Here is a 14598-nt window from a genome sequence, read left to right on the forward strand (position 1 = left end):
TCGATATTCCCGATTGTTTACATGACGCAGCTGGCGAGGTCGCCATCAAAGGCGGCCTGGACCAGGCGTCGCATGGATCCCAAATCGAATGGCCGCGGATTGTTCTTGATGAGGCGCTCGATACCGATCGCTTGTTCCGCCGTCCAATCGAGCTTGTCGGCAGGCAGCCCTAGCTCGGCCAACGTGGGGATGATCCCGATTGCCCCAAACAGCCGACTGACCTCGCCAATGGTCGCGTCGGCCAACTCTTCGGGCCTCCGGCCTTTTCCATCGAGGCAGAGCGCGCTGGCGATCTCGGCCATCTCGGTCGCTGCGGCGGTTCTGTTGTACTTCATGACGTACGGCAGCATGGTGGCGACACCCATTCCGTGAGGGGTGTGGGTTATCGCGCCAACCGGGTATTGCACTGCGTGCGCTGCCGCCGTACCGGCCGTTCCGAACGCGCAGCCGGCTGCAAGTGCACCCATCATGACGTCGGCCCGGGCGTCCTCGTCAGACGGCTGGCGGTATGCCGTTTCAAGGCTTCGGCCAAGCAGCTTGATCGCCAGCAGGGCGAAATGATCGGTCAAAGCGGTTTTGCCGATAAAGACATGTTTCTGGGGAAGGCCGGGATCGGTCCCACGCCTGACGGCGGTGAAGGCCTCGATTGCATGCGTCAGCGCATCGGCGCCTGCGATCGCTGTCAATGCCGGCGGGCATGTCATCGTCAGTTCAGGATCGCAGATGGCCGCGGCCGCGATCAGGTACGGGCTGGAGATGCCGACCTTCAACGTGCGATCCGGATCCGCGATCACGGCAACCGGGGTGACTTCAGAGCCGGTGCCGGCTGTCGTCGGCACCGCGATCAGCGGCAGTGTCGGGCCGGGCACCTTGAACTCACCGTAGTAATCCTGGAGCTGACCGCCGTGACTGATGAGCAACGCCGCGCATTTGGCCATGTCGAGACAACTGCCGCCGCCAATGCCGATCACCACGTCGGGCGCGAACTGCCGCGCTTCCTCGACGCAGACGGCAACCGTGTCCCGGGGGACGTCGGGTAGCACACGGTCATGCACCAGTACGTCTATCGAGGCGGCTCGCAGCGCCGCGACAATCTCTGCGAACGGGCCCGTTGCGGCAAAACGTTCATCGGTGCAGACGAGCACTCGACGCCCGAGCCTGGCCGCGACAACCGGGATGACGTGGCGTTGGCCTTTCCCGAAAAGAATTTCGCGCGGCAGCCTTATGGCAGCGAAAAGGCTCATGACCTGCATCCTGTGATGATGTCTGGATTGGGATACGGAAGGGCGTTCAACTCGGCCCAAAGGCTGGGTTTGACGTCAAACTCCACTTGCAGCGCGGTTGCGTATCGACGCGCCGAACCATCGCCCGCAACGCTGGCGGTCCGTTCAGGTTCCGCAGGTGAGGAAGCACGGGCTGCCAGGGCGGCACGCTGTTCCAGCAGGGCCTTTGCAAGTGCCATTGCTTCGTCTCGAAACAGCCTCAAATTATATCCTCTATAAAATCGTATATGATATAGGATTGCATTGGTCGGAGCATCGTGTTAGCGACTCAATGTGTCAAGAGGCAAAACGTGCAGGCCATGAACTTACCCAGTGTAGACGGAGCGAACCTCGCCGGCGGGCGTATCCAGCGCTCCAGCAGCCTGGTTGAGGACGTCTACGAAGCGATTTTTGCGCAACTCATGTCGCTGAAGATTGCGCCGGGCTCGCGCATCACGGTCGACAGTCTTGTCAAGGAATTCAACGTCTCCCACACGCCGATCCGCGAGGCGCTCGGCCGGCTCGAAGGCGAAGGCCTTGTACTGAAGACGCATCTGATCGGTTACCGCGCTGCGCCGCAGATCACGAAACGACGGTTTGACGAACTCTACGAGCTTCGCCTGTTGCTCGAGCCTCATGCAGCGGCCAAGGCAGCGGCGCTCATGGACGAGGCGAAACTTGCCGTACTTCAGGAATCCGCAGGCGTCATGGCGCGCCGTGAGGGCAAGGACGAGCGCCTGCGGTATTCCAACTTCGCCCGCCAGGACGCTGTTTTCCACGACAGGGTCATGGAATTCGCCGACAACGAACTCGTGCGCGAGACGCTGGCGCACCAGCATACCCACTTCCACATCTTTCGCCTGATGTTCCATTCGCGCGTCACCGAAGAGGCGCTTGACGAGCATGAGGCCATCCTGGCCGCTTTCGCTGCGGCCGATCCTGCCGCTGCCGAGCAGGCGATGCGTCGTCATATCGAGCATTCCCGCGACCGTTTGTTGCTGGCGTTCGACTGAGACTTGTCCCGATGTCCCCGTACCCGTCGTCGACGATCATCACGCAGGCCAGTGCCAACGAATACTACCTCCCCGATTCACCTTCTAGAAACTCAAACCCACCGGGCGAGTACAGGTCTCGCCCGGCCGTTGTCACAGGAAAGGAAGTACCATGCCAGGCAAAAAGATCCTGATGCTGACCGGTGAATTCACCGAGGAATACGAAATCTTCGTCTACCAGCAGGCGATGGAAGCGGTGGGCCACACTGTTCATGTCGTGTGCCCAGACAAAAGCGCCGGAGACCTGATCAAAACGTCGCTGCACGATTTCGAGGGCGATCAGACCTACACCGAAAAGCTCGGCCACTATGCACTGATCAACAAGACCTTTTCCGACGCTGAGAAGCAGCTGGAGCAATACCACGCTGTTTACTGCGCCGGCGGTCGTGGTCCCGAGTACATCCGCACGAACAAGCGTGTGCAGGCGATGGTGCGCCATTTTCACGAAACGAAGAAGCCGATCTTCACAATTTGCCACGGCGTGCAAATCCTGATCGCGGTAGACGGCGTCGTGCGTGGCAAGAAGGTCGGCGCACTGGCGGCATGTGAGCCCGAAGTGACGCTTGCGGGCGGCACCTATATCGACCTGTCTCCAACGGAGGCTTATGTGGATGGGACGATGGTTTCGGCAAAAGGCTGGACGGCGCTTGCAGCGTTCATCCGCGAATGCCTGAAGGTGCTGGGGACGGAAATCCGCCACGCGTAGACCTTTGCTCCGGCGCATCCAAAAGGCTGCGTCGGTTCCCTTGCTGCAGAGGAAACTTGTCACCGCCAATTCGGCTTCGGATCATAAAGCATCTGCATCACGCTGAGTTTGCGTCCCAGGGATCAGAAGCATTTCGTCATGCATTGGTGCTCGTTTAATCAAATCCTGTGAGCAGCGCATCAGTGTTTCCCTTGCCGAAGCCAGATGCGCTCGGCAGGCAACCTCAATCCGAGTGGAGTTGCGGCGGCGTAAAACCCGCCGAGGCTCTAACTGCAGCCGGATGAAAATTCAGTGGCAGGTCAGGGAGGGCCTTCGCCGGCAGGACGGTACGTTGCGCAGGAGTCATGTCCAGAAGGTTGTCCAGCGGGCTGACGTAGGAGCCGATCGAATTGCGATTGGAGGCTCAACACTCGGTCTGCTGGAATCGCTTGCCGTGGCTGAAGGAAAGCCTGGAGTGTACGCGGCGGGGCACGACGTTCGTAATTTCTTACCGAAATGGCTCGCCGATCGTTACGGGCGAAAGTTCGTGCTCTCTGGCGTGTTGCTGTTCCTCACTGTGGTCTCGCTCCTTGCCGCGTTTAGCCGAGACATCCAATCCCTTACAGTGCTGCGTGGCATTCGGGCATCGCTCTTGGGGCCTTCCACCTCTGGTCATTTCCTACCTGACGGAAATCCTGCCGCCCAGACGCCGTGGCATGCTGATCCTTCTCGTCAGCACCACCGCCGCCCTTGGCCCCCACTGCTACAATCTTCATCGCCCGCTGGCTTGCGCCGCTCCAGCCATTGGGCTCGACGCGTGGCGCTGGGCGTTTTGCCTCGGCAGTTTCGGCGCAGGGGTCTTAGGGCTCCTGTTTCTGATCCGGAATCACCGCGGTGGCTGTTGTCGCAGAGCCGGCTGGCGGAGGCTGAAACAATAGTCCAGGCATTCGAGCGTTCCCCGAGAATAGACTTCCGAGAAAGTCCTGATTGCACTGCACGGAAATGTAGGCCTCAATGGGGCCGTCAAGGGAGGGCAGACGCCATCATAGTGTCGGTACGGACAGACCCGCAACCTTTAGCTGTTGAGACAGTGATCGATCCGTCCCGCAAGCGGCGGCTGATCGACCTTTCCGAACTTTGGCGATATCGGGAAGTTGTGTTCTTCCTGGCCTGGCGCGATTTCAAGGTCAAATACCGCCAGACTTATCTGGGTGTGCTCTGGGCAATGTTGCAGCCGCTCGTTGCCATGTCGGTCTTCAGCGTCTTGTTTGGCCGACTCGTGGGCATCTCATCGAACGGAGCGCCATACCCGCTGTTTGTCCTGTGTGGGCTCGTGCCGTGGAATTTTTTTTCGCGGGCGGTTGGCAGCATGACGGGCAGCCTTGTCAGCAACCAGGAACTTGTGAAGCGCGTCTATTTTCCGCGTCTGATCATTCCCATATCCGCTATGGCCACGTGCCTGACCGATATGATCGTCGGCCTCACTCTTTTGTTCGCGGCGCTGCTGGCATTCGGAATCTGGCCGGCACCACAGGTGATCTTCCTGCCACTGTTCGTGCTCGTCATGGCTGCGTCGGCGACGGGGCTGGGAGTGGCACTATCTGCGATCAATGTCCGCTTTCGCGATGTGGGATATCTCGTGCCGTTCAGCCTTCAGATAGTTCTGTTCATGACTCCGGTTGTCTATCCGGGCAATCTCGTGCCGCACTTTTGGCGGCCGCTCTACAGCCTGAACCCTATGGTGGGGATAGTCGAAGCCATGCGCTGGAGCGTACTGGGCACGCCCGCCGATTGGGTCATGATCTCGATATCGACTCTCTCCTCGCTGGCCCTTCTCGTTGCCGGACTGGCTATTTTCTCAAAGTCCGAACGCGCGTTTCCGGACCTGATCTGAGCAATGACCGACACAGTGATTGAAGCCACCAATCTCTCCAAGGCCTACAGACTGGGGGTGGCGAACAATAGCTTCCCTACCTTGCGGGACGCGCTGGCCAGCGGCGCAAGGCGAATCCTTCACAGGAAGCCCGCTTTGGGTCGACGCAACGGTGGAGACGATCAATTCTGGGCCCTGAGGAACGTCTCCTTCCAGGTGCGCGCAGGCGACGTCCTTGCCGTGATCGGACCCAACGGCGCGGGAAAGAGCACCATTCTCAAGATATTGGCGCAGATTGTGGAGCCGACTTCCGGTCGCGCGACGATACGCGGACGGCTGGGAGCTTTGCTGGAGGTCGGCACGGGGTTCCACGCGGAGCTGACCGGCCGCGAGAACATCTATCTCAACGGAGCGATACTCGGCATGCGGCGCGCCGAGATCAGATCCAAGCTCGATGAAATCGTCGATTTCTCCGGCGTCGAGCCGTTTCTCGACACGCCCGTCAAGCGTTACTCAAGCGGCATGTACTTACGCTTGGCCTTCGCGATTGCCGCGCATGTCGATCCCGATATTCTGGTGATCGATGAGATATTGGCCGTTGGCGACGCCGCATTCCAGAAGAAATGCATTGCCAAGGCCGAAAGCGTTGCCGGAACGGGCCGCACAGTGCTGATCGTTAGCCACCAGATGTCGGTTCTGCAGCGGCTTTGCAACCGCGCAATTCTTATCGACGGCGGGACGATCCTGGCCGACGGCCCGACGGGCGACCTGGTCCGGAATTATCTGCAGACACTGGAAGCGCGAGCGAGCACCGATCTGAGTACACGAACGACGCGCACCGGGCGAGGCCGCCTGCGCGTCGTCGGCATCGAGGTTTTCAACAAAACGGGTCCCGTCGCGTCGGGGCAGCCGGCGGTTTTTCGGCTTCAGGTCGATGGGCCGCGCGAACTTGCACAATGCGTTATTACCATTATTGACGACCTCGGCGATCCTGTGACGTCATTCGACACGATGGAGCACTCCGAGCATGATCGTCAGGGCGAAGTCTACACGGTGCATGTAGAGAGCCTTATGCTGAGACCAGGGCGCTACAGGATTGATGTGGCGCTAGTGGCGGACGACAGGGTGGTCGAAGACCACGTCGAGACCGCCGCCGTGTTCGATGTCATGCCCGGCTTGCTCGACAACCGACCGGTTACCGCCCAACCCGGCTTCGGCAGTGTCAGCTTTCCGCACCGATGGGTGACTAGGCGTTGACGCTTGTTTTCAAACTGAAGCACGCACGAGTTTACGCCGAATCCGGCGCCGTTGCTTTGCTGTCCACATCATGATCTTCAGGATAAGCCGGTCGGCCCTGCTTCCAATCGTCGGCGGCGCGACGTAGGGCGCACGCGCCAGCCGCAGCGTCCATCGGACGTGGAAGCCTCGCAGTCCACTTTCCTGCAAATGTTGCGCGACCCAGTCGAGGAATGCAGCGCGGGCAGGGTGTTTCCCCATGTGGTCGTAGACCCCTCGCTCAGCCGCCGCCGATGTCGAACCGGAATACTGCCGGTAGCGTGCCAGAGTTACAGGCGTAACAAAGACGGGAAGACGCAGGAATAGCTTCGCCCACAGAGCTTGGTCTTCATAGAGATCGAAGCGCTCCTCAAAGCCGCCGACCGTGCTGACCGCGCTCCTCCGCAAGAGCACCGAACAGGTACACGGAACGTGACCGTTCTGGATCAGCAGAAGTCGCCTTAGAAGCCGCGGGGGCTGATGCAAACGGCCGGCAAGCCCGTCCGTCGGCTCGATCCAGTCGGGGCGCTCACCGTCTGGATACCACCATCTCGTCGGCCCGAAGATCATTGCGGCTTCCGGGTTGGCATCGGCTGCCGCCAGAACCGTCCGGAGCATATGCGGTTCGTACAGATCGTCTGCATCCAGGAAGGCAAGCAAATCGCCGCTGCCGGCCTCTATTCCGGCGTTTCTCGCTGCCGCCGCGCCACGCTTGGATCCGGGAGGCCTGTTCAGCACCTTGATCCGAGGATCGGTTGCTGCAACATCATTGGCGATCCTGACACTGTCATCCGTCGAGCCATCGTCGACCAGCAAAAGCTCCCAGTCCGCAACTGTCTGGGCTTGGACGCTAGCGATCGCTTCGCCCAGAGTTGCCTCCGCATTGAGGAAGGGGGTTATGATCGTCACTCGCGGTAGGGAAGTCATCGCCGAAGCCATCCTTTGATACTTCGCTTGATCACCTTGCGGCGCTCGCGCGCAAGCGCTTTCCAGATTGCTGAACGAATGCGGAAAGAGGCGCCCTTATCCGCCATTGTGCGATTTAGCCATTTGAGAAACGTGATACGCGCGGCCTCGACAGTGCCTGCCTCAGCGCAGGCAACAGAGCAACTTTCAGAATGCTGGCGGTATTTTGCCCAGGTCCGGCCGGACACATAGGCGGGCGCGAATGCGAGCGCCTTGGCAAAGAACGTCTGGTCCTCGAACATCAGGCGAAAGCTGTTCTCGAACCCCCCAAGCGTTGCGAATAAGCTTGAACGCATCAGGGCATTGCAAGGTGTCGGCGTCTGGGCCTCGTTCTGAAGCAGCAGCTCAAACAGCATGGGCGGCTCGTATCGGGTGTCTGGTTCGACGCCGAGCGGGTAGTAGAAGTCCGCGCGGTCAGCAGCCTCTTGCCAGCTATGCCAGATCAGAGTCCGGCCATAGATCATGCCTAGCGCCGGATCGCTTTCCATGATGGAGACCTGTTCGGAAAGCTTTTCGGGCAGCCATGCATCGTCTGCGTCGAGAAATGCGACATAGGCGCCGCGCGCTTCCGTCAGTCCACGGTTGCGCGAGGCGCTGATACCGTGATTGCCATTGTCATGGTGAGACAATAGTCGCACCTTGCCCGGCAGCCGCTGCTCATAACCGCGTATGATGGCGGACGACTGGTCAGTCGAGCCATCGTCGACAACGAGGAGTTCCCAGTCGGTGAAGCTTTGACCTACAATGCTGTCAACAGCTTCCCGGAGATAACTCTCACCATTGAACACGACTATAATTGCCGTGACACGCGGCTGTCCGCCTGAATTGTCAGCCATGGCATAGCACCATGCGCCGAAAGTCAGCTTCACCCCAATCGGCGACCGTAACGCGCGGCAATCGGAAAGGGTCGACGCGAGGCCCAGCTTCGCGCGGCAGGGTAGTTACTGCATAGTCCATGCCGGCAGACCTTACGGCGTTGGCGGTGCTGCCATCGAAATCTCCAAACGGGTATGCGAATCCCACCACCCGCCGTCCTGTAATCTCCTCGCATTTTTGGCGGCTGCCTGAAATCTCGCGTTCAAGATCGTCCCGTTTCAGTAGCGGCAAGGATGGGTGCGTACAGGTGTGGGCGCCGATCGAAACGCCATCGGTGTCGGCGAGCTGCCGCAGCTCCGAATGCGTCATGGCGCGATCGCGCCCTCGGGGACTGGCGTCGGTTCCTGCCCATCTTGCCAGCCGCTCCAGGGCCTTCTCGCGTTCGTGTGCACTCAACGGCTTCAGCAGTGCGTGCAAGTCGAAATGGAGTGTCGTGCGGTTGATCGCGTTATTGGAGTCCGCCGGCATTGCGTCCTCCCAAACGCGCCAGTCATAGTTTCGGCCAGCGATCTCGATCTCCAGAGTGTTCGGGAGAGCAGGCATCTCCAAAATGATGCGGGATAGAATGTCCCACCAGAACACTGAGGGATCGGTGATCGCATGGGTGGTGACGAAGACAGTCGCAGGACAGTTCATACGCCGCATGATCGGCACGGCGTTTTGGAGGACATCCGCGTAGCCGTCGTCAAAGGTGATTGCCACCGCATTTCTCGGTGACCGTCTCTCGCCAAGCCGTTGCGCCAGCCATTGCAGGGGAACAATGTCCCGCGCTTTCGTAAGAAGTTCGATCTGGCGTGCGAAATTTTGCGGCGAAACCGCGAGTTCCCAAGGATCGACGAGCGGTTCTGCGACGCGGTGATACATCAGCACGATAGGTCGACCGAAACCGGCAAGCAGGCGCCCCCGTCGCAGGAATTTGCTGACAGTTTGACGCGCTGTCACGGCGCCGCTCATCGCCTGAAAGCCCGCGCCGCCACTATTACCGGACAATAGGGGTCGTGCACATCAAGTAATGCCGAATTCAGCTCATGTTCCGCCAGGCCGTAGAGGAAGGCCGTCGCAGAATACGCGTTTCCATAGTGGCTGACTTCGACGTTCTTCGCCCCGAACCTGTCCGACAGAAGTCGCCTTAGGGCAGCCGGAGTTATCGACCAGAACCAGCTCTCGCCCCATTCTCCCCTGTCAATCGGGCTGACCCAAGGCACTGTAATCAGGAGTACGCCTCCCGGCTTCAGGATCCGCCACAGGGTTGCGACTGCAGCAGGTAGATCGAAAAGAAGGTGCAGGGTCTGGGTGAGTACGATACAATCGAAGGTCTCGGACGGCAGATCGTCGCTAGTCGCCAGATCACCCACGAAGGTTGTCAACGGGTGGCCGTTATAACGGTTCAGAACATCGCTTGCGGTAACCCGACTGCCTCCGAAACGCATCGTATAGGCGTTGTCGCCGATCTCCAGGACCCTTCCGGATATGTTCAACGAACAGGACGCGAGGAAAGTCTCGACATAGCGGCGGTCCAATGGCTTGCCGCGATCAAAACCGAACTCCGTGCTGAAGGGTACGGTACGCTCGAGGTCACCGAACCGGGCGCTCGAGCGGTGCCGACTTGACCGGCGCCTGAGACGATGCCGGAGCATCACAGCGGTCTGCAACGGCGCTGCAAGCGAAACGGCGATCGTGCTGCTGAGTTGACCGGCGAGTGAAGAGCGGAACCGAAGCGCTGTACCAAGCTGTCCCAGTTGCTTGTCCGTATAATAGCACTTCCATTTTTCGACACCCTGACGGTAGGCGGCCGCCCAATCCGGATTGGTCTGCGCGACGGCCCGCTGCCGGCGAAGGACCTTCAGCGCCGCGCGCAACATCATCGGATTGCTGTTCGACATATTCGTTGCGTGCCGACGGTAATCTGCCAGGTATTCCGGAATGCAGGCCACCTTGTTCGCCCGAGATAGGCGAAGGTAGACGTCGTAGTCCTCGCAAGCCCGCAGTGACCGGTCAAATCCGCCGGCGGCTTCCAATGTCCTGCGGCGATAGAGCACCGTCGCATGCATTCCAATCAGGTTGTCGGTCAGGAAGCATGCATACGGATCCTCGCCCACCGACCTCAGTGGTACAGTATTCCTGACTGCACCGGCCTCGTCGATGTAGCGGAAGGCACCGTAGACCAACGCGCAATCGGGATTGTCGTGAAACAAGGCAAGATTGGTGGCCAGCGCTACCGGGCGCAGCCTGTCGTCGGCATCCAGGAAGGCAATGAATTCGCCGCGCGCTGCCGTCATCCCGGTGTTACGGGCAGCGGCCAAACCCTGGTTTTTTTGGCGGATGTAGTGGACGTCGTCATATCGACGAACAACACTTTCGGGATTGTCCGACGACCCATCGTCCACAATGATGATCTCATCCGGCTTCACGGTCTGGTTGCGGACGCTGTCGATCGCTTCGGCAAGGAACCGCGCATGATTGTAGGTGGTGATGACAACTGAAACGCTGGATGCAGCGGGGCGGGTGGTCATCTCTCACCCGCTCCGTTTCGGCAGGTCGGGTAGCCGGCAAAGGTCAACCAGCCGACAGATCGCCGACATGCTTCCTCGAAGCTGACAGCCGGCTGGTATCCGAGCTCACGCTCGGCCTTGCGCCATGGAAGTTTCGTCTGGCACTGGTGCAAAAGTGCACGCTCCTCCGATACCATGACCGTTGGGGCCGTAGTCGCACCGGTCGCATTGCGTCCTGCCTTCCGCCACTCGGCATAGCCTGCCTTCAGTCCGCTGCGAACAGGCCTTGGCAGGCTTCGGACAAGCCGCCGATATCCTTGGCTTTCCTTCAGTCCTTGTTTCCATCTCGGAGCAAATGACAATGGCGCTGAAGCCGAAATCGCGGCCAGGTCGAACCCCAGTGCCTCGGCGATCGGTCGGCAAAGATCTGCCCAACTGATCTCTTCCCGGTCTCCGATCAGATAGGTTCGCCCAGAGGCCTCGGGCACTTCGATGGCGAGCTTGATCGCGTGAATGACATTGTCGACATAGGCGCTGTTGCAGATGCCACGACCGCCATCCACCAGGTAGGCGGAACCGTCAATGAGCTCGTCGGCAAAACCACCGGTCCAACTGGAGCGTGGGCCAAAGACAATTCCGGGCCGCAGCACCACTACCTGCACCGCGCCGTCGCGTGACAGTTGCCCGAGACGGCGTTCGGCATGAATCTTCGCATTGTTGTACTCGATCGTCTGATCGTCATGCAGCGCGCTCGTTTCGTCCGTCCCGGGCGGGGGCGATTGGCCATGAACGGAAGCGCTGCTGAGATAGATCAGACGAAGCACGCCGGCAGCGGTGGCTGCACGATAGACGGGCTCGATAGCATCGACGATCGTGCGGGCGTCACCGGCAACTGCATGTACGACGTACTGACAGCCCGTAAAGGCAGCGGTAAGAGCCTGAATATCACGCGCATCCGCCACCATTGCGTCAATCGCAAAGCGAGACAGACTGGCGAAAGCATCCGGCCTGCGAACGATCGGCCTCACATTCGCCCAGCCGGAAAGTTGCAGCAACTCCACGGTGCGGCAACCTATGAAACCGTTGGCGCCAAGCACTGCAACAGTGCCGGTCATTGTCTGGTCCCGGCGGAAGCAGCGACATGGAGCAATTCTTCGGGACCGAGCCACGGCATGTCCATCAGTTTCCGTCTGGCATAGCATCCTTCGACCAGATCGACCACATTGCGCCCAACACTGGCCGGCACGGAAAGGGGGGCCCCATTTCGGACCGCATCCACCAAGCCCGAAATCTGATCGCAAAATGCATCGACAAAATCGCGCGACCGGCCGTCGGCATTGGTGAAGGAAACGCAGCCTGTCGTGCGACTTCCATTCAAGGCGACCTCGACAGTCTCGGTCTCATTGACTGTCCAGGAAATCGAGCCACGTTCGCCCTCAAGGCGGTACAGATTCGGGCGAGCCCAATCCCGGCTCAACCTGACCGTCGCGTCGAAGCCGTCAAAACGCAGCCGGACAAGGCAGTTCGCCTCGACGCCGCCCATTGCGTCATCGGCGTAGTGGATTTCGTCGGGTTCTCCAAACCACCAGGTCAGGAGGTCAAGGCAATGCGTGCCGATATCCTGAAGCACACCACCACCGGACTCCGCGAAGCTGAAATAGCTCATCGAAGCCACCGGCCACTGGAAGGAGCCGCCCTCGAAACAACTGACGCTTCGTAACCGTCCGATCATTCCGCCCTCCAGCATGGCCTTTATCGACCGCGTCGCAGGGAACTGCCTTCTGACGAGCCCTGTTGCCACATGAAGATTGTTGGCTGCCGCTGCCGCAAGGATACGAGCCGCCTCGGAGCTGCTCGTGGCCATCGGCTTTTCGCACAGAACATGCATCCCGGCTTCCAACGCTTGTGTCGACTGATCAGCGTGATATCCAGGTGGCGAAGCAATGATCGCAATATCGGCGTCCATAGCCAAAAGGCCGTCGAAACTGGCCGCAACCTTGGCTGAGGGCAGTCGCGCCTGAACGAGTGCGGCCTGCTTCGCATCTGGATCGAATATCCCCGCGACTGCAACTTGGCCTCTGCTTTGAAGGCGTGAAAGCGCTTCCGCATAGTAGAGCTTTGTGACGGCTCCACATCCGGCCAAAACGAGCCGGACCGGTTCATCTTCCCGGAGTCCTGCAGGCCGCTGCTCGGTTTCAACTAGGATGGACAATCCTGCCTCCCTGTCTTGCAACGAGCCGCAGCATACGACCAATTGTCTTGAGTGAGGGATCGAAGCGGAACGCTTCGCTCATCTGCGCCAAGCATCCAGCCCAATCGCCGGCGCCGAACAGTCGCCGCGCAGTCTCGAGAGCGCTTAGCGCATAGGTCCGCCGGGCCGACGCGGCGACATCGTCCGCAAGCTCGGTTGGAAGATAGCTCTTGAAAATATCGATCGCCATTCGCGTGTAGGCCATGTCCTCGGCACTTCGGATATGGCGCCCTGTGTTCGATTGGGGGTGCATCCGATAAAGTGCAAGGGCCTGCGGTTCGTACCAGACAGGAAATTGAGAAGCGATGCGGACCCACATCTCCCAGTCTTCACTGCATTTGAGCCGCCGGTCGAAGGCGCCGAGTTCTTCGTAGACCGCGCGGCGCACCACGATTGATGGCGTCATGATGTGCTGTTCCAACGCCAGTCGAACCGCCGCATTCTCGAGCCGTCCGGGGCTTGACTGCATTACAGGCGGGATCGACAGCTCCTGTCCGTGGGCATCCATGAAGATCGCCCGGCAGAATGCCGCGCCTGTACTCGGGTCCGCATCGAAGCCTCGTCCGAGCAATTCGTAGAAGCCGGGGCGGACGGCGTCGTCGCCGTGCAGGAGATGTACGAGTTCGCCCTGGGCACGATCCAGGCAGGTATGGAAGTTGCCGATATGCCCTAAATTTTGCGGCTGGTGGAAAAAGCCAACGCGGTTCCCACCGATTTCATTCAAGACTCTTTGCGGATCATCGGAGGAACAGTCGTCAACCACCTCGATTTGCATTTGAGCCGGGCCGGGGTCCTGCGCCAGCACACTTTCCAGCGTTGCGGCAAGAAAGCAGGCGCAGTTATAGGCGGGGATCATCACTGACCATTTCGGGCGAGCAGCCTTCCGTGGCAACGGCGAGATCGGATCGCGATACTCGAAGTCACGGATCGCCGTCATCTCTGGAGCACCGAGGACTTCAGCAGGTGCAGCCCCAACCTGACAATGTCGCGTTTGGCCACGTCACGTCCGATACCACCGCTGCGAAGGCTCCGCAGGAAGCACGATCTGGCCGATGGCAAATCGCCTTCTACCAGATACCGCATTGACCATTCATAGAAGTAGCGGGAGCAGCCGCCGCGGGCAGAATTTGCCCCCTGCGTGTCCATGACCTGCGCCATGCGCCGGTAGAATCCTTCGATCGCGTCCAGCTTGGGTCGGTTTGGCAGTGCCGATATGAGTCCGCCCGGATGCAGACGGTAGACACCTGCTATCTCGTCGACAAAAGCGAGATCTGCTGTCCTTGCGCAAAGCACATACAGCGGCCAGTCAGTAATCGGAAAGAAATCAGCATACCACCACGGCACATTTCGAACGCACGCGGTTCGCATCATGCCGGCGCAAGTTGCGAAAGGATTGCCTTCCCAGATATCCCTTTGCGTCACGATGGGTTTCTGGTCCGCCCGCGTCCACCGCGTCGATGTGAACTCATCGCCATCCGCCACGACTGCATTGTAGAATATTGCGGAGAGTTCCGGGTGCGCGTCGAGATGGGCCGCCTGATCTTTCAGCTTGGTCGTGGATGTCCACAGGTCGTCGCCATCGAGGATCGAGACGTAGCGCCCACGCGCCATCCGGAGTCCTCTCGCGACGACTTCGTTCGATCTCACATTACTGCCGGAATAGATCGCCGACAGCCTTTCAGGATGGTTGGAAACATATCGCTCGACAATCTTCCGGGTTCCGTCGGTCGAAAAGTCTTCACTGATCAATATCTCGACACCGAAATCGGCCTCTTGCATGAGAGCGCTGTCGATTGCAGCCGCCACGTAGCGTGCGTGATTGTAAGTGACAATAAGGACGGTCACGCGAACCGTTGACTCATTCAC

13 protein-coding genes are annotated in these 14598 nt (G+C 59.7%); 4 read left to right on the forward strand and 9 right to left on the reverse strand.

What is annotated here, in order from left to right; translation table 11 throughout:
- Positions 1-17 precede the first annotated feature (17 nt).
- Positions 18-1244: an iron-containing alcohol dehydrogenase gene (locus NKI95_RS19250; RefSeq protein WP_352718874.1), complete on the reverse strand. Its 1227-nt coding sequence runs from the start codon at positions 1242-1244 to the stop codon at positions 18-20.
- 338 nt (positions 1245-1582) lie between these two features.
- Between NKI95_RS19250 and NKI95_RS19255 the strand changes: the two genes are divergently transcribed.
- The 4 genes from NKI95_RS19255 to NKI95_RS19270 all read left to right on the forward strand — a co-directional run bounded on the left by NKI95_RS19255 (position 1583) and on the right by NKI95_RS19270 (position 6129).
- Positions 1583-2275 carry a GntR family transcriptional regulator gene (locus NKI95_RS19255; RefSeq protein ID WP_352718875.1) on the forward strand — a complete coding sequence of 231 codons (693 nt, stop codon included), beginning with the start codon at positions 1583-1585 and terminating at the stop codon, positions 2273-2275.
- A gap of 151 nt (positions 2276-2426) precedes the next feature.
- Positions 2427-3020 (forward strand): DJ-1/PfpI family protein, encoded by a 594-nt coding sequence (locus NKI95_RS19260; protein WP_352718876.1) that lies wholly within the window; start codon positions 2427-2429, stop codon positions 3018-3020.
- 1069 nt (positions 3021-4089) lie between these two features.
- Complete coding sequence (locus NKI95_RS19265) at positions 4090-4893, forward strand: ABC transporter permease (RefSeq protein WP_352718877.1); 804 nt, start codon at positions 4090-4092, stop codon at positions 4891-4893.
- 3 nt (positions 4894-4896) lie between these two features.
- Positions 4897-6129, forward strand: coding sequence for an ABC transporter ATP-binding protein (locus NKI95_RS19270; protein ID WP_352718878.1), 1233 nt, complete (start codon positions 4897-4899; stop codon positions 6127-6129).
- 9 nt (positions 6130-6138) lie between these two features.
- Here the strand turns inward: NKI95_RS19270 and NKI95_RS19275 are convergent, their stop codons facing one another.
- From NKI95_RS19275 to NKI95_RS19310, 8 genes are read right to left on the reverse strand one after another with little or no spacing between them, the layout of a single operon-like run.
- Complete coding sequence (locus NKI95_RS19275; protein ID WP_352718879.1) at positions 6139-7074, reverse strand: glycosyltransferase; 936 nt, start codon at positions 7072-7074, stop codon at positions 6139-6141.
- A complete protein-coding gene (locus NKI95_RS19280; RefSeq protein ID WP_352718880.1) occupies positions 7071-7949 on the reverse strand; it encodes a glycosyltransferase family 2 protein in 879 nt (292 codons plus the stop codon). The genes NKI95_RS19275 and NKI95_RS19280 overlap by 4 nt, the downstream gene beginning before the upstream one ends.
- Positions 7942-8943, reverse strand: a complete 1002-nt coding sequence (locus NKI95_RS19285) for a polysaccharide deacetylase family protein (RefSeq protein ID WP_352718881.1) — start codon at positions 8941-8943, stop codon at positions 7942-7944. The genes NKI95_RS19280 and NKI95_RS19285 overlap by 8 nt, the downstream gene beginning before the upstream one ends.
- Positions 8940-10502 (reverse strand): glycosyltransferase, encoded by a 1563-nt coding sequence (locus NKI95_RS19290; RefSeq protein ID WP_352718882.1) that lies wholly within the window; start codon positions 10500-10502, stop codon positions 8940-8942. The genes NKI95_RS19285 and NKI95_RS19290 overlap by 4 nt, the downstream gene beginning before the upstream one ends.
- Complete coding sequence (locus tag NKI95_RS19295; RefSeq protein WP_352718883.1) at positions 10499-11596, reverse strand: NAD-dependent epimerase/dehydratase family protein; 1098 nt, start codon at positions 11594-11596, stop codon at positions 10499-10501. The genes NKI95_RS19290 and NKI95_RS19295 overlap by 4 nt, the downstream gene beginning before the upstream one ends.
- Positions 11593-12693 carry a Gfo/Idh/MocA family protein gene (locus NKI95_RS19300; RefSeq protein WP_352718884.1) on the reverse strand — a complete coding sequence of 367 codons (1101 nt, stop codon included), beginning with the start codon at positions 12691-12693 and terminating at the stop codon, positions 11593-11595. The genes NKI95_RS19295 and NKI95_RS19300 overlap by 4 nt, the downstream gene beginning before the upstream one ends.
- Entirely contained in the window at positions 12677-13669 is a 993-nt protein-coding gene (locus NKI95_RS19305) for a glycosyltransferase family 2 protein (protein WP_352718885.1), read from the reverse strand. Before NKI95_RS19305 ends, NKI95_RS19300 begins: the two co-directional genes overlap by 17 nt.
- A complete protein-coding gene (locus NKI95_RS19310) occupies positions 13666-14598 on the reverse strand; it encodes a glycosyltransferase family 2 protein (protein ID WP_352718886.1) in 933 nt (310 codons plus the stop codon). The genes NKI95_RS19305 and NKI95_RS19310 overlap by 4 nt, the downstream gene beginning before the upstream one ends.

It is taken from the genome of Mesorhizobium sp. M0306 (genome assembly GCF_040321655.1).
Classification (GTDB): domain Bacteria; phylum Pseudomonadota; class Alphaproteobacteria; order Rhizobiales; family Rhizobiaceae; genus Mesorhizobium.